The 23521-nt window shown below is 38.6% G+C and carries 17 protein-coding genes; 4 read left to right on the top strand and 13 right to left on the bottom strand.

The window, feature by feature from the left end:
* Positions 1-3 precede the first annotated feature (3 nt).
* Positions 4-1860 (bottom strand): rhamnogalacturonan lyase, encoded by a 1857-nt coding sequence (locus AC3ITD_RS06795; RefSeq protein WP_489365182.1) that lies wholly within the window; start codon positions 1858-1860, stop codon positions 4-6.
* A 26-nt stretch (positions 1861-1886) separates the two neighbouring features.
* On the bottom strand, positions 1887-4310 hold the full coding sequence (locus AC3ITD_RS06790; RefSeq protein ID WP_489365180.1) for an MG2 domain-containing protein: 2424 nt from the start codon (positions 4308-4310) through the stop codon (positions 1887-1889).
* 657 nt (positions 4311-4967) lie between these two features.
* Between AC3ITD_RS06790 and AC3ITD_RS06785 the strand changes: the two genes are divergently transcribed.
* The 4 genes from AC3ITD_RS06785 to AC3ITD_RS06770 are packed head-to-tail and all read left to right on the top strand — an operon-like array spanning position 4968 to position 10426.
* Positions 4968-6968 carry an alpha-L-arabinofuranosidase C-terminal domain-containing protein gene (locus AC3ITD_RS06785; protein ID WP_489365178.1) on the top strand — a complete coding sequence of 667 codons (2001 nt, stop codon included), beginning with the start codon at positions 4968-4970 and terminating at the stop codon, positions 6966-6968.
* Positions 6965-8506 (top strand): alpha-N-arabinofuranosidase, encoded by a 1542-nt coding sequence (locus AC3ITD_RS06780; protein WP_489365176.1) that lies wholly within the window; start codon positions 6965-6967, stop codon positions 8504-8506. The genes AC3ITD_RS06785 and AC3ITD_RS06780 overlap by 4 nt, the downstream gene beginning before the upstream one ends.
* An 11-nt stretch (positions 8507-8517) precedes the next feature.
* Complete coding sequence (locus AC3ITD_RS06775; protein WP_489365174.1) at positions 8518-9453, top strand: glycoside hydrolase family 43 protein; 936 nt, start codon at positions 8518-8520, stop codon at positions 9451-9453.
* A gap of 1 nt (position 9454) precedes the next feature.
* Entirely contained in the window at positions 9455-10426 is a 972-nt protein-coding gene (locus AC3ITD_RS06770; RefSeq protein WP_489365172.1) for a glycoside hydrolase family 43 protein, read from the top strand.
* A 166-nt stretch (positions 10427-10592) separates the two neighbouring features.
* Here AC3ITD_RS06770 and AC3ITD_RS06765 read toward each other — a convergent pair whose 3' ends face one another.
* The 11 genes from AC3ITD_RS06765 to AC3ITD_RS06715 form a co-directional block, all read right to left on the bottom strand.
* Positions 10593-12938 carry a beta-L-arabinofuranosidase domain-containing protein gene (locus tag AC3ITD_RS06765; protein WP_489365170.1) on the bottom strand — a complete coding sequence of 782 codons (2346 nt, stop codon included), beginning with the start codon at positions 12936-12938 and terminating at the stop codon, positions 10593-10595.
* 9 nt (positions 12939-12947) lie between these two features.
* On the bottom strand, positions 12948-14273 hold the full coding sequence (locus AC3ITD_RS06760) for a rhamnogalacturonan acetylesterase (protein WP_489365168.1): 1326 nt from the start codon (positions 14271-14273) through the stop codon (positions 12948-12950).
* A gap of 281 nt (positions 14274-14554) precedes the next feature.
* Positions 14555-16987, bottom strand: a complete 2433-nt coding sequence (locus tag AC3ITD_RS06755; RefSeq protein ID WP_489365166.1) for a glycoside hydrolase family 2 TIM barrel-domain containing protein — start codon at positions 16985-16987, stop codon at positions 14555-14557.
* Positions 16988-17223: 236 nt separating this feature from the next.
* Positions 17224-18267, bottom strand: coding sequence for an NAD(P)-dependent alcohol dehydrogenase (locus AC3ITD_RS06750; protein WP_489365165.1), 1044 nt, complete (start codon positions 18265-18267; stop codon positions 17224-17226).
* Between the two features lie 183 nt (positions 18268-18450).
* A complete protein-coding gene (locus AC3ITD_RS06745) occupies positions 18451-19098 on the bottom strand; it encodes a hypothetical protein (RefSeq protein ID WP_489365163.1) in 648 nt (215 codons plus the stop codon).
* Complete coding sequence (locus tag AC3ITD_RS06740) at positions 19095-19802, bottom strand: hypothetical protein (RefSeq protein WP_489365161.1); 708 nt, start codon at positions 19800-19802, stop codon at positions 19095-19097. The genes AC3ITD_RS06745 and AC3ITD_RS06740 overlap by 4 nt, the downstream gene beginning before the upstream one ends.
* 27 nt (positions 19803-19829) lie before the next feature.
* Positions 19830-20654 carry a hypothetical protein gene (locus AC3ITD_RS06735; protein WP_265801349.1) on the bottom strand — a complete coding sequence of 275 codons (825 nt, stop codon included), beginning with the start codon at positions 20652-20654 and terminating at the stop codon, positions 19830-19832.
* Between the two features lie 12 nt (positions 20655-20666).
* On the bottom strand, positions 20667-21104 hold the full coding sequence (locus AC3ITD_RS06730; protein ID WP_489365159.1) for a hypothetical protein: 438 nt from the start codon (positions 21102-21104) through the stop codon (positions 20667-20669).
* Complete coding sequence (locus tag AC3ITD_RS06725) at positions 21094-22071, bottom strand: hypothetical protein (RefSeq protein WP_489365157.1); 978 nt, start codon at positions 22069-22071, stop codon at positions 21094-21096. The genes AC3ITD_RS06730 and AC3ITD_RS06725 overlap by 11 nt, the downstream gene beginning before the upstream one ends.
* A 4-nt stretch (positions 22072-22075) precedes the next feature.
* Positions 22076-22453: a YcxB family protein gene (locus AC3ITD_RS06720; protein ID WP_265801346.1), complete on the bottom strand. Its 378-nt coding sequence runs from the start codon at positions 22451-22453 to the stop codon at positions 22076-22078.
* A 382-nt stretch (positions 22454-22835) separates the two neighbouring features.
* Positions 22836-23477: a hypothetical protein gene (locus tag AC3ITD_RS06715; protein ID WP_489365154.1), complete on the bottom strand. Its 642-nt coding sequence runs from the start codon at positions 23475-23477 to the stop codon at positions 22836-22838.
* Positions 23478-23521 lie beyond the last annotated feature (44 nt).

Genomic DNA, 23521 nt, shown 5'->3' with positions numbered 1-23521 from the left:
GGATTATTTAAAAGACTTAACAAGTATAATATTTGGTTTCGGTGCCTTTTTCATTCCATAACCAAAATAAAAACCAGTATGCGGCGGCTGGTTGTAGCCAACATTTTGCCATGCAATGCTCAGGCGATATTGTGGATCATGCATCAAGGTGTAATTTCTATGCTCTGTTGGAATAGTCGTGGTGTAAATTCGGAGACTTTGATTGTCATACGACCGAAGAATAAGCTCTTCACGCCAATCGCCAAAAAGGTCTGCACTTAATGTTGGTGTGGACTTTGTCCAGTTATTCGCAATAGCACCATCAGCGGTCAAAAGTCTTCCGCCATTGTATTTATCGATATGATTGCCATCTAAAAGTTCTCTGGAAAGATCTCCATCCCAGTAAATCAAAAAGTTGGTAGATCTTGGCTGCGCTCCAATTCTATTGCCCTTAATATCGAATAAACCGTTGGAACCCGACCACCACATTTGCGCACCAACCCGGGTATTGTCTATGTTATCTGCAACACCTCTGCCCACGTCTTCATCTTCGGATCCATGCCACAATATCTCACCGGTTTTTGCGTCATAAACCGCCACTCCAGGCCCTTTTGTTCCTTCTTCAATTTCGTGAACACCAAAAACTTCTAGTCCGGGTCTTTCGGGATCAAGATCGGAAACATGCAACGCATCGCCATGGCGTAAACCAGTTGTGTATAAACCTTTTCCATTATCGTCCACACACATCGACCCGAAAATAATTTCATCCTTTCCATCCCCATCTACATCGGCTACGCTTAAATTATGGTTTCCCATTCCTGAAAAGGGATTTTTTCGATCCTTTGAGTCAAAAACCCATCTGGAGGAAAGCTTGCCCCCTCGCCAATCCCAGGCTGCTAAAACGGTTCTACCGTAATAACCTCTGGCCATCACAACACTCGGGTGGATGCCATCAAGGTAGACGATACATGCTGTAAAACGATCAACCCGATTTCCTGAATTATCATTTTTGCCATTACCACCTTTTCCACCCCAAGCGCTAATGTCGCCTCTCGCAGGAATGTAATCTGTAGTGGCCAAAGCTTCGCCTGTTTTGCCGCTAAAAATGGTAAAAAATTCTGGGCCTTCTAAAATCCGGCCATTGCGATTGCGATAATCTTTTGTTGAATCGCCTATTACTTTCCCTATGCCATCAATAGTACCATCAGCAGTTTTACAGGCGAATTCGGCAATTCCGTCTCCATCTAAATCGTAAACCATAAACTGTGTATAATGAGCACCTTCTCTGATGTTCTTGCCCAAATTAATCTCCCACAAAAAATTACCATCAATTTTGTAAGCCTGAAAAATTGGTGGATCCGTTATTCCATTTGATGAATTATCACGACTTCTACCCGTTTGGTGCAAAACGATATCATATTCCCCATCGCCATCGAGATCACCTACCGATGCATCATTTGGTGTATATCCGGCTGGAGTTTTTAATGGAATAGTCAGATATTGATTTACAGCGCTTTTAGCCTTCAATAAGAAGGGTTTGCTCGCATCTTGCTCCTGATTTTTTATTATCGCCTTTACAAAATAACTATTATCCAAATCAGGATTTATCGCAACGTCAACAAAATTTGTTCCTTTGGATAGCGGGGTTTGATTCAACTTTTTAGCTATTGTATTGGCCGTTTTTCGATAAATATTAAAAGTGATGTCATCAGGTTCAGTCCCTAAAATCCTCCAGCTGATAAATACAGAATCAGCACCCTGGCGAACGGCAACCACTCCTCTACCCAGGTTTTCCATTTGGCGCTGGGCAGAAACATACAATGATGAAATGATCATCAGCAGCAGAAAGCCGAATTTCAAAACGACTGGTTTATCTTTCATCAAATTGTCTTCTTTTGGTTTTTGTTTTATTGAACAACATATGTACTTTTTGCAGTAACTGCCGATCCTTTTTCTGTGATTCCATCTGTCTTAATTACAACCGTTCCTTTATTATCGCCATTGTAGAAAACTACGTTTGCTTCTCCTTTGGCATTGGTTTCTACTTTTGGTGTCCAAAAAATGGTTGTCCTCAAATCTTTATTTTTATTTGCAGGATTGCTATAATTGGGAGAGTAAAATGTTCTTGCATTATAATATCCGGTTAAGTCGAGGTTTAGTAAATGAAGATTTGTTGCACCGAGCGCATCCTGTTTTAAGTTAAGACTGATCACATAAACATCGGTACCCGAATTATTAATCAGGTGCTGCACTTTAACCTGATTAATTTTATCCATCCTCAAACTATAATAGTCCCGCCTTTCGCCTACCAACTCTTCACGATTATTGACTCTTATGATTGGCGTGATTTTTTTGCCATTTGAAATAAATGCAATCCCCTCTGATCCTACTGAATCTACATCTTCGCGAGGGTAAGCTCCACTTACTTTGGTGAGCAAGAAATGCTCGAGCCCGTTAAAAGCGTAATCGGCAGGAGTGATATTGAAAACCTGCTCAGGATAGCCAAACGTCATTACAGTTTCATTAAAGAGCACAACTTTCTTCTTATTTGGATCTGCCTTAATTTGAATATCATTTAACGTAATTGAATCGCCGAACTTATAAATTTTATTATAATCCATGCGTTTACTGATTTCTGCGTCGATATTTTTAGCAAAATCTTGTAATCCTCTTTTAAAAGTGATGGATATGGGTTTGGTTGCCGAATCAATTTCAAGCCATCCGCCCTTCTTGCCTTTGGCATCTTGCGAAGAAATTTTTATAGGCTGATCGCCATACCACTTTAGTCCATCAATAAAATAATTTCCATTTTGATCTGTTGTGGTGGTAAATAACTTGTCGCCAGTAAAGCCAGATCCAAATAATGTGATGTTCATATTTGGGAGCGGTTTATTACCCACTTTTTCTCTTACAAAGCCTTTTATTGATAGTGCAGGTTCAGGCAAATAACTTACAGACATAGTTGTATCGGCAAATTTTCGCCATAAATACGCTCTCCAACCCTGTGTTAGCAAAAGCAAATCCAACTGCTTTAACCGTGAAGGATTTTTAACATCAAAATATTGGTCCGGATTTTTAATCTCGCCTTTAATTTCTGATTGAAGCAACAAGTAAGTCCGTATATCACTGCCATCATCTGGAATCAAACCATCAACAGCGGCCAGTGAAAAATGAGTTTTTACCGGCATACCAAAAACATCAGTAGCTTTTACATTAAGAACTACTTTTTCCCGAGCTTGATAAGCCGTTTTGTTGGGTTTAAGGGTATAGGAGATTTTCTTTTCGTCGGCGATAAAAATCAAACGCTCACAGTGTGGTTTTCCTAAGTCATCAACTAAAGTAATTACAGCAATACCGCCTGGAAGACCCTTGGTCGGAATAGAAACTGAAATACCTTGCTTTGCCATTTTAACTGCTCCTGTGTAAATCTTGTCTCCCGCGTGTTTAATCACCACTGATAAAGTCTTTCCAGCAATTTCACTAAACATCATCTCATTGGCGGTAATAGATGCTTTTAAGTAAAGCGAATCGGCAGTTAAATGTAACGACAAACCTTTTTTAAGTATCTCTGGAAGTGGCGTCGAAAATTTCTCATTGCCAAAAACCCCTACCGCTCGATAGGTTTCATTTATTTTGGGCGTGAAAGTAAATAATCCCATTCCCACGGCAGTGCTTTGAAAACTTGCTACTGTATCGCCTTTGTTAGACACAATACTACCTGAAGCTTTGAGACCATTGCCTAAATCATCGTTCGTTTTAAAAGCCACCAAACTGTTTACCCCCTCAACGAGTGCCCCTCCTTCAGGAAAAAATGTAATTGTTTTTTTGTTCCCACTTTCGGCAATGCCAACAGGTTTTTTGTTTGCATTTCGCGTAGCATAAGTGGCATTTTCTTTCAAGTTGTTGGTGATATAGATACTTTTCTGGAATACGAATTCATCGCCAAAATTCCGCATCCAGTTGGTGTAAGCACGTATGTTATACCAGCCTGTAGCGATGGAATCTGGTAATTTGAAATCTCCATTCCCTAACCCTTTGCTTAATAAAATCGTTTTTTTATCTAATATCGCCGATTGGGGAGAAACGAGTTCTACATATAAGTTCGCACTACTCGATGTAAGACTTGTGCTTTTTCCGTTCACCAAATAGGCGCTAAACCAAACATCCTCACCAGTGCTGAAATAGTTCCTGTCTGTTTGCAGATAGACCTTTTCAAAAAATAACTTCATTGTTTTAGCATCGGGAAGCGGCTTTGCTGATTTTTGCTGTGCCATACCCAAGCAGGAATAGCAACTCACTACGACAAGAACAATGAGATGTTTGATTTTCATAAGCGCTTAAATAGAATCAATTTCGAAATTAATTTTACCAACAATCAAATTCAGTGTATTATAGTACAATTTGCCCTGCGTTGTTCGCCTTATGCTTTCAGCTTGGAGGCTAACATGCGCTAAAGGTTTAATTGTATTAGAGGTAACGGTATATTTTGGTAGTTGTCCCTTTCCAATTGACAAAGCTTCATCGCCATTTTTTGCTGAACTTTTAAACATTAATGTGCTGCCTAAAGATTGCCGCTGTCCGTAAGAAATCGCACAGAAACAGATCATCATTAACAAAAGACTGATACAAGGGAGTCTCATAAAAAAGATATTGGTTAGAAAAACGTCTCCAAATTAAATTAAAACGCTCTTTAAGTCGACAATTTAAAGACTAAATCATAAACTGGCATCCTGTGGTATCCTGTAATTAGATGTTAACATGCTACAGTAACGATCTGAACCCTTTAAAGCGAGATGAAATTATAATTGAGATATTAATGTTACCAAATTTAATGGAAACATCTTTTTAATGATAGAAACAAGGACCAACCATGCAAAACCTAGATGGCAATATTGTAGAATAACATTCGCAAAAAAATAATCGTACAATTAACGTTTATTATTTTAAAAACTTTACATTTACAATTAGTACTGACCAAATATTATATAATGAAACTCATTGCACCTGTAAAAAGTGTTTTAATTACATGCTTAACTGCTTTCTTTGTGATTCCGTTAAATGCACAGCAGCCAAAAATCGTCAAAGTTAAGTTAGATCAACCCATTGCAAAGGTTCAACCCAATATGTGGGGTGTATTTTTCGAGGATATTAATTTTGGTGCCGATGGCGGAATTTACGCGGAACTCATTAAAAACAGATCTTTCGAATTTGCTAAACCTTTAATGGGCTGGTCGATTTACAGAAATAAGCCGAGAGAAGGTGAAGTGTTGGTTGTGAACCGCAAAGAAACCAATGAAGCGAATCCCCGCTACCTCCAGATTAAAAAATTAACTGATGATTTCGAATTGATTAATGAAGGCTTCAAAGGCATAGGAGTTAAAAAAGGGATGCGATACGATTTTTCAGCGATGTACCGTCAGTTGCAACCAGGAGTGAAAATGGTGTTGATTTTGAAGGATGAAAACAGAAAAATTATTGGTCAGGGCAGTTTCATTCCTGAAAGCACCGGTAGCGACTGGAAAAAGCAATCGGTAAGTTTCGTAGCTACTGAAACCAACCCAAAAGCAAAATTCGGCATTATCTTTCAAGGGAAAGGAAATATCGATTTAGATATGATTTCGCTATTTCCTGGTGATACCTGGAAGAATCGCAAACAAGGATTGAGGGCAGACATGGTTCAGTTGCTGGCGGATATGAAACCAGGATTTATCCGGTTTCCGGGTGGATGTATTGTGGAAGGAACTGATTTGGCAAACCGCTATCAATGGAAAAATACCATTGGCCCTATTGAGGAGCGGAAACTGCTGATCAACCGTTGGAATACCGAATTTGCCCATCGCCCTGCCCCAGATTACTATCAAACTTTTGGTCTGGGCTTTTTTGAATATTTCCAGCTGGCAGAAGATATTGGATCGGATGCTTTGCCGATTCTTAATTGCGGAATGGCCTGCCAGTTTAATACCGGCGAGGTAGCGGCTTTAGATGAATTACAACCTTATGTTCAGGATGCGCTCGATTTAATTGAGTTTGCAAATGGTGATGTGAGTACCACCTGGGGAAAAAAGCGAGCCGAGCTTGGTCATCCAAAACCATTTAACCTAAAAATGATGGGGGTCGGCAACGAAAACTGGGGACCGCAATATCTAGAGCGCCTGGCGATTTTTACAAAAGCGATCAAAGCAAAATATCCCGATTTTAAATTGATTAATAGCTCCGGAACCGATCCTGATGGCGATCGTTTCAATCTATTGAATACCTCACTGCGTGAAAATAAAGCCGATTTTATTGATGAACATTATTATCGCCCGGCAGATTGGTTTTTGAAAAACGCTGGCCGTTACGATAATTATCCTAGAAATGACACCAAAATTTTTGTCGGGGAATATGCTGTTCATGCCGATAAAAACGTAATTGGCAGCAATAGGAACAACTGGGAAAGCGCACTGGCATCGGCTTCATTAATGACGGGATTAGAGCGCAATGCCGATGTAGTTCAAATGGCATCGTACGCACCGCTTTTTGCCCATATCGATGGCTGGCAATGGGCGCCAGATATGATCTGGGTTGATAATCTAAATTCCTACGGTACGCCAGATTATTATGTTCAGAAACTGTTTTCTACCAACAAAGGCACCGATGTAGTTTCCATCACACTTGATGACAAGAACATCATCGGACAAAATGGTCTTTTTGCTTCATCCGTAATCGACAAAACAAAAAAAGAACTGATCATTAAGATTGCAAATAACACCAAAGAAAGCCAAAGCATAATTTTTGATCTGGAAGGAAAAACTAAATTGAAAACCAAGGGGACAATTGAGGAATTGGCAAGTGAGCAGTTAAGTCAACTAAATTCTTTCGAGAACCCGGTTGCCGTGACTCCGAAGGCAGCTGCTATCAGTATAAAAGACAAGAAGCTGAGCACCTCGCTAAAGCCATATTCATTCAACGTTATTAAAATTCCATTCATCTCATACGCCAAACCATGAAGAAATTAATGTTCTCTTTCGCAATGCTTTGCATTAGCTATTTTGCAAATGCGCAAAGCGAAACGTTATTATCCGTTAAGCCTGCGGGCGATCAAATTGTTAGTAAACACATTTATGGTCATTTCTCAGAACATTTAGGAAGATGTATCTACGATGGTTTTTGGGTAGATGAAAACTCTCCTATCCCAAATAAGGGCAGAATAAGATTGGATGTGGTAGCGGCTTTGAAAAAAATAAATGTACCTAATTTACGTTGGCCAGGTGGTTGTTTTGCCGATGAATACCACTGGAGAGATGGTATTGGACCACGAAATGAGCGCCCGAAAATGATTAACACCAACTGGGGCGGCGTAACCGAAGACAACAGTTTTGGCACACATGAATTTTTGGAGCTCTGCCAAATGCTAAACTGCGAGCCCTACATTGCAGGAAATGTGGGCAGTGGAACGGTTGAGGAAATGGCCAAATGGGTGGAATATCTCAATTTCGACGGCGTGAGCCCAATGACGGCAATCAGGAAGCAAAACGGAATGGATAAACCCTGGAAAGTTTCATTTTGGGGTGTAGGAAACGAAAGCTGGGGCTGTGGCGGCAACATGACGGCTGATTACTACAGCGATTTATACCGCCGATATGCTACTTATGCCCGTGATTATCCTGGTGCTCCGTTGAAAAGAATTGCCAGTGGTGCTAATGCAGAAGATTACCGTTGGACGGAAACCTGCATGAAAAACATTGGCCCAAATAGAATGTGGGGCTTAACACTCCATTATTATACCCTACCGACAGGGAACTGGGGCGTAAAAGGCTCGGCAACAAAATTCGATGAAGCACAATACTTCAATACGATGAAAAATTGTATTCGTATGGAAGAAATTGTAGCTAAACATTCGGCAATTATGGACAAATACGACCCCAAGAAAAAAGTTGCTTTAATTGTTGATGAGTGGGGAATTTGGACTGACGTAGAACCGGGAACAAATCCGGGCTTTCTTTATCAGCAGAATAGCTTACGCGATGCGCTAATTGCCGGCACAACCTTGAATATCTTTAACAATCATTCTGATAGGGTGCGAATGGCAAACCTGGCGCAAACCGTAAATGTTTTGCAGGCCATGATTTTAACAGAAAAAGATAAAATGCTGCTCACTCCTACCTATCATGTTTTCGATTTATTCAAAGTACACATGGATGCCAAGTATCTTCCGATAAATTTTACAAGTCCGGATTATACAATGGGTGATCAAAAAATTGCAGCATTGAATGTTTCAGCTTCGCAGGATTCAACCGGAGCCATTCACGTTTCGCTGGTAAATCTCGACCCGAAAAATAAAATCTCTATCAACACAGATTTAGGTGATTTCAAATGGAAAACGGTAACTGGCCAGATTCTTACTTCGGCAAAAGTAACGGATATCAACACGTTTTCTGATCCAAATAAAATACACAACGCAAAATTTAATGGTGCAAAAAAATCAGGTAAAGCACTTAAAGTAGATATTCCAGCTCAGTCTGTGGTGGTGCTTGAGCTGAAATAAACAGTATAAAAATGAAAAAGATATATATCCTTTTAGCAGCAATGATGTGTTGCGCCTCCAACCTATTTGCACAATCAAATAAAGCCGTATATCTGTTTGCCTATTTTAAAAATAACGGTAAAGATGGCCTGCACTTGGCTTACAGTAAAGATGCTTACCAATGGACTGCCCTAAAAAATGATTCTTCTTTTTTGAAACCAACAGTAAGTAAAGATCAATTGATGAGAGACCCCTGCGTTATTCGTGGCGCAGACGGTTTATTTCATATGGTTTGGACAGTAAGCTGGAAAGATAAAGGAATTGGATATGCAAGTTCAAAAGATTTAATCCATTGGAGCGAACAACAATTTTTGCCAGTAATGGCTAAACAGGAAGGCGCAAGAAATACCTGGGCCCCTGAAATTACCTATGATAGCCTTACCAAAACCTATATTATTTATTGGGCAAGTACTATAACAGGAAAATTTAATGAAACCGCTTCGAGCTTAGAAGATGGTTATAATCACAGAATTTATTTTGTAAGCACTAAAGATTTCAAAACCTATTCGGAAACAAAACTTCTTTATGATCCAGGTTTTAACGTAATCGATGCAACCATTGTAAAGGATAATGGAAAGTTTATTATGTTTTTAAAAGATGAAACCCGCGAACCCGTTCAAAAAAACATCAAAATTGCAACTGCCGATAATTTGACTGGTCCTTACTCAAAAGCTGGTCAAGCTATAACCGGAAAATACTGGGCTGAAGGGCCAACGGCAATCAAAGTAGGCAGCGAATGGCTTATTTATTTTGATAAGTATCGCGATCATCAATATGGCGCCATCTTATCATCAGATTTAAAAAACTGGACCGATGTTTCTTTCAAAACTTTACTACCGAAAGGTTTGAGGCACGGAACCATCCTCACCATAAAAGAAAAAGAACTTAAAAAATTATTAAAGCAATAATATGATATTAAGACGATTAGGCCTATCAACAGTAGTGCTTTTAACGATGCAATTTGGCAGTAATGCGCAAGAGAAGATTATCGTAGCCAAAGGCAATCCAATTATCACGGATAAATATACGGCAGACCCTGCGGCCTATGTTTACGGCGATTCAGTTTATTTATACACCGGACATGATGTAGCGCCGAAGGGTAAGGAGAATTATGAAATGCATGATTGGTTAGTATATTCTTCAGCAGATATGATCAATTGGAAGGAACATCCTTCACCGCTAAACGTTAAAAACTTTGCATGGGCAAAAAACGATGCCTGGGCTTCACAAGTAATTGAACGCGATGGAAAGTTTTATTGGTATGTAGCTATTTCTCACGGAACTATACATGGAAAATCTATCGGAGTAGCGGTTTCTGACAGTCCTAGGGGACCTTTTAAGGATGCGATTGGTAAAGCACTGATCACAAATGATATGACTACTGATGTCAAAATCAGCTGGGACGACATTGATCCATCTGTAATTATTGATCATGATGGACAGGCTTATCTATTTTGGGGCAACCAAAGATGCTATTATGCCAAGCTTAAAAAGAACATGATCGAATTAGACGGTCCGATACAAAAAATTGACATTCCTGAATTTACCGAGGCACCTTGGATACACAAACGCAAAAACTGGTATTATCTTTCTTATGCATCGGGTTTCCCTGAAAAGATTGTTTACGCCATGAGCAAAAATGTAAATGGACCATGGGAATATAAAGGCATTTTAAATGAAATAGCTGGAAATTCGAATACCAATCATCAGGCTATAATCGATTTCAAAGGAAAATCATATTTCATTTACCACAATGGCGCCATTAATACTGACGGCGGCAGTTTCAGAAGATCTGTTTGCATCGATTATTTAAACTATAATAGCGACGGAACGATAAAAAGAATAGTGATGACCAGCGAAGGAGTAAAAAAAGCAAAATAACACCTTGATTAGTGGTGAAGATTATTATCTAGCTTTCGCTTACAGTACCTGAACTATTTTTGCTAAAACTGCTTCTTTTTCTTCCGCTGATGCGGAAGAGAAAGAAGCAGATAAATAAACTTCGTTAACTAACTATTGGTTGCTAAGATTTGCTAACCTTTAAATCTTATCGCATCAGTCTTACTTCGTAAATATTGGCAATTCTGGAACCTTTGCTAGCTTCAAATTTTACGGTGATTTCTTTATTCATTAGAGATTCTGGTATTAAGATATCCTTCGAGAAAAACACATTCCCAATACCTCCATCCATTGAGATTTGCGTTACAAGTTTGCTATTAATAATCACATCGAAAGTTCGGTTTTTTTCGGCTCCATATAATAATAGCCTCACTTTTCGAGCTTGTAAAGCTTTGTTTTTCAACACATAACTGAACCAACCAGATCCATTTCTAAAATGTTGATCGTTGAAAGTTCCATTTTCCGTTTTCTCACCTTTAAAATCGTGATCAGTCTCGGGTTGCTGTTCACCAGTATTTACAAGATCAATTGTTGCCAATTCTAACACCTGTTTCTCCTTTTCGGCAAGCTGAATAGCCTTCGCCCGTTCTGGCAAACCTTCTATCGTAGCATAAGGGAAATAAATGACGTATCTTTTCTCCTCTAAATTATAAAAAGGAACAAGCTTTAAATCTTTGTATTTCGGTTGATAAATCAATGTTGCAGCACTAAATTCCAATGCATCGTTGGGTAAAGGTTTTACCTGACTGGCAAGGGTGCTTTTAGTTCCAGTTACCAAAGGCGCTTCGTTTATTGGCAAAAGCTTGCCTGTTGCAATATGTCCCATTCTGCTTCCGTCGGCAGTGATATTCGACTGGTCCAGCGTATCTAATGCTGCCGCCAATACCACCGGACCATGTACAAAGGAAACCCAGTCAGATCCATCAGGCATAAATTCTGTCGTGGTATGCATTGGTAAAACTACCTTGATCCGATCGCCTGTTGACCAAAGTCTCTTAACACTTACATAACCATTTTTTAAATCTTTCACTTCAACAGATTTTTCGTTAACAAAAACCTGCATTTTATTTTTTTCAACCCAAGAAGGATAGCGGAAGTTCACAGCGAATTGCTGTTTTTTTGTCAGCGAAATTTCAAGCGTGGTGAAATCGGTGTTTGGAAATGATGTTCTTTGAACAGCTTTTATCCCACGTTCTTTCCAATCAACTTGCGATGGAATGAAGAGGTTTACAAATAGATTTTTTTCATCATGAGCATAAATCAACTCGCCGTATTTACCATGATTTTCCAATCCTGATCCCACACAACACCAAAAACTTTCCTGAGGATTTGAATAAGTTCGATAATGCCCCGGACGCATCGGGGTAAAATACACAAATCCACCTTTGCTACGTTGCGAAGTAAGAATATGGTTATAAAGCGTTCGTTCGTAATAATCTAAATAAGTGTTTGATGGATTGGCAAGAAACAGCTGCTTTGTGAGCTTCAGCATATTGTAAGAATTACAAGTTTCCGGTCCTTCCCTCGACTCAAGCATCGAAGAAAAATCGTTTGAAGGATGAAAATGTTCCCTCACACTGTTTCCACCAATGGAGGTGGTTCGGTGGTTTACAACTGTTTTCCAAAAAAAATCTGCAGCGTTTGCCATTTCCGTATCGGCTGCTACCAGGGCAATTTGTTCAAACCCAATTACCTTCGGAATTTGAGTATTGGCATGCAAACCATTTAAAGAATCTTTATTGTCTTCAAGCGGATTTAAAATAGAGTGATCTGAAAACTGCCTGGCTAATTTAAGATATTTTTTATCTTTAGTAATTGAATATACGTTGGCAAAAACCTCATTTAAGCCGCCGTGTTCACTTTTTAACAAAGTTTGAATTTGCTCATCGGTTAAACACGACACCAAATCAATGCACCAATCGGTGAGCTTAATGAGCATTCCTTTCGCCCTAATGTTTCCAGCAATAGCATAAGCATCATAAAGGCCGGCGTAAATTTTATGAATGTTGTACAATGGAACCCATCTATCATTTAGCGAGAAACTTGATGATTTTATATTGCCTGCTTTGATCTGCTCCCAAATTTTCTTTCCGTCAGGCACCCCGGAAAGATAACCATTACCATTTTTAATTTGACATTTCTCCAGCTCATCGATCATATAATCAAGCCGCTGCTTTACTTTTAAATCGCCAGTTGAGGCATACATTAGTGAGAGTGCCGAAACATAGTGGCCACCAATGTGCCCATCTAAACCCGTATTTTCCCAGTTACCGTACGAAGTTGATTTTGGTGTTAAGCCAGCCTCTACATGGTATGGTGCTAAAAGTTTATCGGCATTTAGCGAGAGCATATAATTTTGATCGGTTTGCTGAGCAGCCAAAAAAGGACTTTCTAGTAAACGCACATCTCTCAACTGAAAAGCGGTGAGCTTCTGTTGCGCCATACAGCATACGTTAACAGTAAAGAAACAAATAAGGGATAGAATGACTTTCATGATCGTTTATTAATTACCATCAGGTTTGATTAAGCTGCTATTAGGGCTTTCAGGCCATTTCCAAACTGATGGGTCATCTGGTTTTGATGGATCAAAATTAGGAAAATCGTTCACAATATATTTTGCAATGCCAAGCTGCTGAGCTTTAATTCCTAAAACCACGCACTTTGCAATTTCATAAGCCCCGTACGGGTTGAAATGTGTATTGTCTGCCAATGGTTTATCTTGGTCGGGATAGCTATTTGCTGGATAATGAACAAAAGCTTTTTTAGATTTTTCCTCGCCCAATGCATCGTACAATTTGGCTGTCATCACATTAAGATCAATTAACGCAACGTTTTCCTCTTTAGCTACCTTCCTTGCGGCATCTGGATAATCGCCAAGTGTATTCTGTGTTTTTCCATCTACTCCAAAAGATCTTCTGCTAGTGGAAGTAACAATTACAGGGATTCCACCAATTTTCTTAAATTCCGAAACGAAGGTCTTCATCCGCTCCGTATAGGATTTATAAGCTCCATCATTGATGCCTTTTTCCTTTTGATCGTTGTGGCCAAATTCGATAAACAGGTAATCGCCTGGCTTTGCAATACTCAGAATTTTATCCAACCTTCTGCTTCCTTGGAACGAGCCCAACGTAAGACCCGACTCTGCATGGTTGGCAATGGCAACGCCAGGCTTAAAAAAACGGGGAATCATTTGCCCCCAAGAGGCCCAAGGTTCATTTTCCTGATTGACAACCGTAGAATTGCCAGCCAGAAAAATAGTAATCTGATCTTCAACTTTTGTAATTTCTAAGCCTGCTAATGCTGTTTGGTGATCAAACTCTAAAGTTAATTTATCGTCCCAATCTAGTTTGGTAAGCTCACGGGGTTTCAGCCCGACAAGCCTCCCATCTTTAATGTTTTTATTTTTTACATTGACAATGAACGATTTGACCACATATTGGCCTGGTTTCGTTTGCACGTCTTCTAACATCAAGCGGCGGGATTCTGCTTTAACCGTAGTTAACGACGATTCTTTTGAATCGCCCAATGTTAAGGTTACCCTATAATTTCCCTCTGGTACCGCAACCGAAAAATAAAATGGCTTATTGCTTCGAACCAAATCGGCATTGAGCAGGTTTTTGCCTCCCCGGTCGATTCCTTCTACCTTACTATCAAAATCGAAACCATATTTTCTATTATTTGAAAAGCTGGTTGTTGGTAAAATTTTGATGTAGTTTTTTGCTGCCTTGCCTGGCCCAAAGTCAAACTTATAATCAATTGTACTTTGCGCTTTTAATTGGTGGCAGAAAAACACAACGCCGCTAATTAATATCAGTTTTTTAAAATTCATTTGCCTTTTTGTTGGTTATTTTCCGTGGGTAGATGTTTTTTTTCCGGCGATGCCTAAATCGATCTTATCCGCACTGATATTGGTGGCATAGTTAGTCCATAAATCATCCGCAAATAAAATTATTGTACTCATAAATTGAATGTCCAGACCACAATCAGTACTGAAAAAATATATTTGGTTAAACAACTGAAAACTCAATTGCAACCAAATATGCAGAAACAATTTTTATTTACCATCCTGTAGCCACCCGTCCAAATGAATCAAAAAAAATCAAACTAAAGCTATTTTACTTTGGAAATAATTTCTGTTTGCGCCGCCTTTAAACCACCACCATTTACGTTTAATTTTATTTTTCCTGGATTAACAGTCGACTCTACCAGAACAACCAGTTTTCCACTAAATAATTTCATGGTAGGTTTCTCAAAACTCTCTAAAGAAGTGGCGTCGCCATTACACACAGCTTTAAATTTTCCATTACCACTCACATCAAACTTGAGTTGCTGGCTGGCTGTTGGACATAGATTTCCGTTTTTATCAACGACCGAAACGGTAACAAAAGACAAATCTTTTCCATCTGCATCAACTACGCTCCGATCTGGAGTAAGTACAATCTTATAAGGCTTACCTGCAGTTACTATTTTCTCTTCCGCAGCTGGTTTACCCTGTGCATCGAAAGCTACAACTTTAAGCGTTCCCGGTTGATATTTTACATCCATCCACATCAGCCTGTATCTGTTTTGAGGAGAGGTTTTGTCTTTTTTACGAATCCCGAGGCTTTTTCCATTCAAAAAAAGTTCAGCGCTGTCATAGCTGGTGTAAACAAAAACAGGTGTGGTTTCTCCAGTTCTATTTTCCCAACTCCAATGTGGAAGTATGTGCAATGTTGGTTTAGTCTTGTTCCATCGGCTTCGGTATAAATAGAACCGGTCTTTTGGCAAACCTGCTAAATCAGAAATTCCGAAATATGAACTTCTTGAAGGCCAGCTGTTGTCGTAAGGGGTAGGTTCGCCCAGATAATCGAAGCCAGTCCATACAAACTCCCCGATCACCCATGGCTTATCATCCTGCATCACAAAATCATCATCGGGAAGATTAGACCAGCTGCAGTATTCCATATCGTAAGATGAAGATTGAAAATCATCATATTGCTTATCTTTGGCCTTAACTACCGGAAATTTATAAACTCCTCGCGAACTTACTGTAGAGGCCGTTTCAGAGCCTAAAATAAAACCTTGTGGGAAAGCCTTGTTGGCCTCCTCGTAAAGATGCACCCGATAATTTAGTCCTGGAATATCAAGAAGTGCCCCAAAGCCCGATTGCATAGTGGCCTTAACCTGATCCATACCAACGGTTACCGGACGAGTGGGATCTTCACGATGGAAAATTTCCTGTAACCATTTGGCTCGTTTAACCCCTTCGGCTCCAAACTGATCTGGCACTTCATTTCCTGAACTCCACATCACAATACTCGGGTGGTTTTTATTTGCCTGTACAAGATTTACGATATCTTTCTCAGCATCAGTATTGAAATACAAATGATAACCATTTTCTACCTTTGCTTTTGCCCATTCATCAAAACTTTCTGCCAGGAACATAAATCCCATTTCATCGCAAAGCTCCAATTGTTCAGGCGAAGGCATATTATGTGAACTCCTGATTGCATCGCAACCCATATCTTTCAAGATGGTTAGTTGTCTGCGTAACGCGGCCACATTGATCGCGGCTCCGAGCGGACCTAAATCATGATGTAAACAAACGCCTTTAAATTTTCGTACTTGTCCGTTTAAACTGAAACCCTGATTGGCCTTAAAACTAATGGTTCTGATGCCAAAACGAGTTTTAACAATATCTTTTATTTGGCCACCATCGTATAGTGTAGAAACAAGTGTGTATAGATATGGGTTTTCGGGGCTCCATAATCTTGGTTCGGAAACGCTAATATTCTGATCTGCCTCCTGTCCAAAAAAAGATTTTGTAGTATCTACAGCAACCTGTTTACCCGAACTATCCAAAACCTGATTAACCAGGCGCAAGTTCGAGCCAGTTAGTTTAGTTTTTACGTTCACCTTGGCGAATCCCTTTTCTACCACCGGTGTAGTGATGGTAATGCCCCATTGATCGATGCTTTTCTCTTCTTTGATAATGAGGTGAACATTGCGATACAACCCTGCACCAGGATACCAACGGGAAGATTTTGGCTTGTTATTAAGGTGAATGGCCAGTATATTATCTTTTGATTTTAGTTCATTGGTAATGTCTATATAAAAATAATTGTAACCATAATTCCACTGCCCTACTTGCTTTCCGTTAAGGTAAACCCGGGGTTCGCTCATTGCACCATCGATTTGCAGCAACACTTTTTGCGTTGAAGTAACGGCTGGAAGAATAAGTTTTTTTCTGTACCAACCTTCCCCAATATAGGGTAATGCACCTGTTCTACCTGTTTTTTCTGTAGGCTTTGTTTCACCGTTCTGCGTGATGGCAGTCACTTGTTTGTCTATTTCCTTATCGAAAGGACCAGAAATAGCCCAATCATGAGGAACCCGAACGCTTTGCCATTTACTGTCGTCAAAACCTGGTGCAGCTGCATCGGCAAAAGTGCCTTTAGAAAATTTCCAACCATCGTTAAGTGTGATTTGGTTTCTTTGCGCTAAACCTTGAAAATAAACGGATAGAAGAAGCGATAGGATTAAGATTACTTTGGATTTGAACATTGGCTTATTGCCTTTTACCGGCGTGGTTATGGTTAGGATTTTATCGGTTTGTGAAGAAACGAAAGATTTAACAGAAAGTCAATTAAAATGAGTAAAAATAATGATTAGCTAAAGTGAATCAACCTTTCGGAAAAATAATCAAATACAATTGGTGCTGACCAAAGTACAGATGTTAGCCATGAAAAAAGCCCAGTAAATTAACATCTACTGGGCTATTTGGTTAAATTTCTATTTTTTTATAGCGTTGCCATATCAATTACAAATCTATAACGAACGTCGCCTTTTTCCATACGTTCATAAGCAGTCTGAATGTCTTTCATATCAATCATTTCAATATCAGAAACGATGTTGTTTTCCGCACAGAAATCTAACATCTCCTGAGTTTCGGCAATGCCTCCAATCCCAGAACCTGCCAAACTTTTTCTACCACCTAATAAACTAAACGCAGCAATTTCTGCCGGTTTTGGTGGAACACCTACGCAAATATGAACACCGTTAGTTCTAAGTAGCGATAAAAACATATTGAAGTCGTGTTCCGCTGAAACGGTATCCAAAATGAAATCGAAAGTTCCAGTAGCCGCTTTAACCTGTTCAGCATCTGTAGTCACCACAAAGTGATGAGCACCGAGTTTTTTCGCGTCTTCTTCTTTTTTAGGCGATGTACTTAAAACTGTTACCTCAGCACCAAAAGCCACACCAAATTTAACGGCCATATGCCCCAAACCACCTAGACCAAGAACGGCAAGTTTATGTCCTTTACCTACTTTCCAATGGCGTAGTGGAGAGTATGTAGTGATCCCAGCACATAACAGTGGAGCAACAGCTGCAAGATCCAATTTATCAGATACATGCAATACAAATTCTTCTCTTACCACGATCGAATCAGAGTAACCGCCATAAGTGGGAGTTTTCCCATCTCTTTCCAAGCCATTGTAAGTTTGGGTATTTCCTTCCAGACAATATTGTTCCAGATCTTGCTTACAATTTTCGCAAACCTGACAAGAATCAACCATACAGCCTGTTCCAGCTAAATCACCTACTTTAAATTTCTTTACGTGGTCTCCAACTTTTATTACTCTACCTACTATTTCGTGACCAGGAACCATCGGAAAAATTCCAGGAAACCAATCATTTTTAATTTGGTGTAAATCTGAATGGCAAACGCCACAGAATAAAATTTCAAATTGAACATCGTGTGGTCCAACTTCTCGGCGTTCGAAATTCCAGGGTGCTAAATCTGTACCTGGGTTTTGTGCCGCGTATCCTTTTGTTGCAATCATTTTCTAAATTTTAGGTAATTATACTTCAACAAAAGTAATGGCAAATTGTTAGTCTCCTATTGCAATATTCAAAGTATTACTTACAAAATTCAAACAATAAGTGGATTGATCTCAAACTCCTCCAATAAATAGCGATAACCAATGCAGCCCAGGTATCGACACATCATTCTGCCTGCAAGTCAATTATCCTGCAATTAGCTGTTTTTTAACTTGAAGACGGTGACCATCCCATAAAAAAATCCATGTCCATTGGTATTCTTCACAAACCTCTTCCTCATCTGGATGTTGCTGTCTGGAAGCATCATCAGAATTTGTTCCATAAGAAATGATGACTTCTTTATTTATCACCTTAATGGAATAAATATAATAGCAGCCATCATCTTTGATATGATGGGTATTACTGATGTTATCTTTATCCTCCAGTTCTTTCAAATTCAAATGCTTGAAAAGATTTGAGAACTCAGTTAAATCCCAATAGTCGTACAATCTTGAAAAGTGGTTGATTAACATTTCTTTGGTTAATTGATTATTATTGGCTGACCGTTGTTGATCAAAATCTGGGTTTACCTCAGAAATAATTAAAGCAGTATCTCTTACGGGGAACGGAAAATAGTTCCCTAATTCTTCTGGATTTTTATTTTCTAGCGCAGATTGTAGCTTCGTCAACTCTTCAATCAATTTATGTTGATTGAGCATCTTTCCTTCAGCTTTTTTAGAAGGTAAAACCTTTGCGGTATCTCCAACTGTAACTGTCTTGCTCTCTGTTTTTTTACTTTCAGTGCATGCAATAAAAGAACAGCTAAATACTATTGCTATAATTAAATTCTTCATTCTATTTTGCTTCTAAAATACAGAAATGATTTTGTTCTTCCGTTTGCTTTGTCAATTTTAAAAGCTTTAACAATAAAGGTTTGATCATCGATCCATTTTATTTTTTCTACTGCCCAATTTTTAGTTTCGAAGCTCGAGTATTCTCTCAAAAATTTTTGTGGCTGTTGTCTATCTCCCACTTTTAACAGGCCAATAAAGCAACTATTGGGGTCGTAAATCCAGTTATAAAAGTAAAGTAAATACTTGCCGTTAGGGGAAGCAATGGGCGTTTCTACTGGGCCATCACCTATTGAAATTATTTGGTATTGGTAAGCTGTTACACTATCAATTAGTACCATGGTGCCAAATCCTAAATTTTCTACAGTGGAATTATCGCTAAGTGCATACATTTTCAGGTTTGAATAGTATCCTAAATACTCATAGCCGCTAAAACCTCCTGCTAACCCATAATCTTTGTACTTTTTTAACTGGAAAAGTTTTTCTTTAATTGGAATAAGATGATGTGTTTTTGATGGTTTAAGTAATGGTTTTGAAAATTTTTTAGCTGGTTTAATTTGATCGAATTCGGCCTGATTGCTTTGCTCGAATTTTATGTTTGGAAGCTGATCATAAGTGGCTGTAAACCCAACTGAAACAACCTTTTTCTGCTGCCCTGAAGTGGATATCGCATAGCATAAAAACAAAATTAAAGTGAATCCTTTCATAGGGTTAATTGAGCTTTTAACTCTTAATTAATATCCGGTAACCAATAAATTTTTAGATGCTTTTAAACTGCACTTCTGAAATTTGGTATAAGCAATAGCACCTTTGGTGCGGATTTGATCGGCAGTTCCACCAGCAATATAACTGCTCAAAGCATCATGCAAAGTATAAGCTTCGGGTGCCATTAATCCGGTTGTCCACAATAGTGGGTTTGCTTTTGCCTGGCTTAAATGGGGTTCAAAATATTTTTTGCTGATGCAGGCCAAAATAATGGCATCTCGTTGTTTGCCATCAGCGTTGCTAAAATTTTCATTCAGCTGAAAATCCATTAAACCATCATGGCCAATGTAAGCCACCATTTTTGCATTACCGTTTATCCCAATGGTTGTTTTGTCTATGTTGATGGTGTCTTTCAACTGCCCCGCGGCACTGTAAAGAAAATCTGTAGTTGTTTTTTTGATGAATTGTCCGTCATACGCATCTGCAACCAGGTAGCAATTTTTGTTAACGTGTTTAAAAACCAAACGCTCCATCCTAATTTTATCCAACTTTTGCGTTTTCAGCAACTTCCACTCTTTACTGTTTTTGAAATAGTTCCTGATTCCATTTGCACATCCCCAATACAAATTATTATCTGGATCTTGTCCATTGCCAATGGCTTTTGGTACAGGAACAATGCGTTGATATTTGTTATCGCAAAGCGCTACAAAAACATGAATAGTTTTGGTAGCTGTGTCGAACTTAGATACATTGATATTGCTTTTTTTCTTAGCTTCAATAGGTTTTGGCTCACTATGGCAACTTGAAGCCAAAAGACCAAAAACCATGCACAGTATTAAATATTTCTTCACCATTTTATTGCTTATTTATTTTTGTACAACTTCTTTATTACCTATCTCCAGCATTGCGCTAATGGCCGCAAAAACTATTGCCAATGGCAAAAGAGCCGATAAAGCGAAATTAAAAAAGTAACTAACATAATCATGGAAATTGTATTGTTGAAAAGCCTCGATCAGGGGATCGTCTCCAGTATTTACAGCAATCCAAATCACCAGCGAGATCACTAAAAATGGAACCGAAAACCTAAAAATAAAATGTGGCGCCAATAAACCTGCATTATCGAAAAATTTAATGATATAACAATAAACCACTACACCAACTAATATAGCTGGGCTAATGCTTAAAAAAAACAGGCCACCATAACCGCTATTTAACTCAGGATTTATGAATACATAAATCAGAAAACCAATGGTAGTTGTTAATGCAATTAAAAAGGCTTTAATAAATGACAGCTTAATTTTCATTGCTATTTTTGGGTTTAATTATATAATAAACATCATCTTCATAGAGGAGTGCGTATGGCAGATTTTTAGGTTTATAGTAGCCAAAATTGTATGTGGGATACTTCCCTTGATCGTTTTTAGGCTTTTCATTCTGGAATAACTTCGCCTTAATTTTAATTGTATCTGTTTTATAAAATAAATTGATGTAAGCGAACCCATACCAGTTGTTTTCTTTTACCCGGTTTATTTTTTGATAATCAGCAACATAGACGATTGAGTTGGATTTGTCAAAGGCTTTACTATCGGGAACCAGATTTGGTAGCTGAGCGTCAGGAAGGTCATCAAGATTTACATACAATTTCTTACCATAAAGTGCAACCCATTTTCCGTTAATTAAAAATATGGCCTTATCTATTTCACGATTTCTATTTGGATCATCGTACTTCCATAAGCGATCGAATTTGAAATAGAACACGTCTGTCGCTTTTTGATTTAGTCTGGAAAATTCCTCTTCAACTTTATCTTCCGTCCAGTCAACACTGGCATTAAGCTTAATGTATTTTTTAGTGGTCGTACCGCCATCTAATATCCAGCTTGAATATCCTGTGTTTTGCAAAATATAATCGCCACGGAGAATAGTACTATAATCGTTGTTGAACGTAATGCTATCGGCCACATTTCCTGAGCTATCTAATTTATAAAATGATTGTTTCCTCTTATCTTCATCATGCTTAATAAAAATGATATTTTTTCTTGAAGCGAAATAATAAGGCTTCGAAAGATTATCTCTGTAGGAATTTTCGAAAAGACGAGTCACACTGTATCTTTCCGTCTTTACCCCTTCTGGCAGCAATTTATATTGGCTGTCTTTCAACTTGAAGTCAGGTTGATGGATGAAATTGCGAAAAAAATATCCATAGGCAATACTTAAGGTAAATCCGGCAATTGCCAGTAAGATTACTAAGATATTTTTCCTATAAATAGCCATCACATTAGTTATTTATCCAAATTTCTGTTCCATTAAACTTCTTTGTTTTAATGTGTTTTTGTTCCATTAAAAACGACCTAAATTCTTTCAACTCAGCAATACTTAAAAACGATGACTTGGGCAAAATTGAATGCTTTCTGCCGATGAATAGCAAGATAAACTCATCGTTTTCGGTTTTTTTGGTAAATGCTCCCCAATCAACAAAGCCATCTTTTTCGCTTCTGATTTTTTCTTCAAAAATCTGTTGTTTGTAAGCCAGTCCTTCCTCTAATAAATTAACGGTAAAATTACCTCTGTAAAACGGGCTTTGTTTAAAAGTATAGATTGGCAGGTAATAATAATTTAGTGCAACAGCGAGCAGCACAGACAACCAAATTAACATGTCGCTAGTATTATGTTTTTTAAAGCTTTTATAAGCAGGATATTTGATGTAGATGGCTCAGATATAAACAAGTATGAAATGGCCTACCCCAAAAATAAAACAGCTTAGAAATAGTAAAAGAACTTCGCCCGTGGCGTTGGGAAAACGTTAAAGCGGTAAGCTCGTTTAAGCCGGTCTTGATTGTAAGCGTAATTTAAAGTGATTTGCATTTTTTGGGGAGGTTAATTTTTGTTTCTGGCTTGGCTCTCTCGTCATATCGAACGCAGCGTAGCGAGGAGATATCTGTTCCCTATTTTCACTGCTTTAACACCATTTTGTGCTCATAGCATGGAGATTCCTCCTCGTGAAAACTCGTTCGGAATGACGCGTTAAACGGTTGTATCTACTTCACTTCCTGCCATTTCATGGATAACTTGGCCAAATACAGGGCAAACTGCTGTTTCTGTTCTGACGATTCTAGCTTTTGAATTAAACCTGCTGATCTACTACTCCAATCCATATAGGCTTGTTCCTTTGCTTCAATTTCGGCTTTGTTTTTATTTTTAAAGGTAGTTGAATACTCTTGTAAAAGTGTTTCGAAAGCAGCGAAATGCTGATCAACTTCTGGATTACCGAAATCCGGTTTTTCCATGGCATTGATTTTATCAATTCCCTTTTGTCGGTTTTCTTCCGAAGTTTTCACTAAATCTTCTGTACTCGTTTTTTTCTTTCCCGTAAAAATTAAAATCGAGAAAAACAGTGCAAGCGAGGCCAACGAAACTAACGCGTATAAGCCAGTTTTCCCTCCATGGCCCATCCATTTTCTAAGGCCGAAAAGCAATAGTGCAAGCCCAAGCAAAACCATTGTTACCGCCAGACCAGTATTTCCTAAATAAATAAATACAGGATATAAAATACGGGGAATGTTGTAGTTTGATTGAGGTTGGAAATACAATGTACCCTGACTAAATATTCCGGCGCCAATAAATCCGATCGCAGCAGACTTTATTCGCTCAGCAGTTTGAATTGCCTTGTTATTTTCCATATTTGAGAGTTTTTTTATTGAAGATAACCTCCTTTTCTATTCTC

Source organism: Pedobacter sp. KH_004, assembly GCF_057840755.1.
Note: the sequence above shows the minus strand (reverse complement) of the source record. Positions and strands in the feature narration are given on the sequence as shown.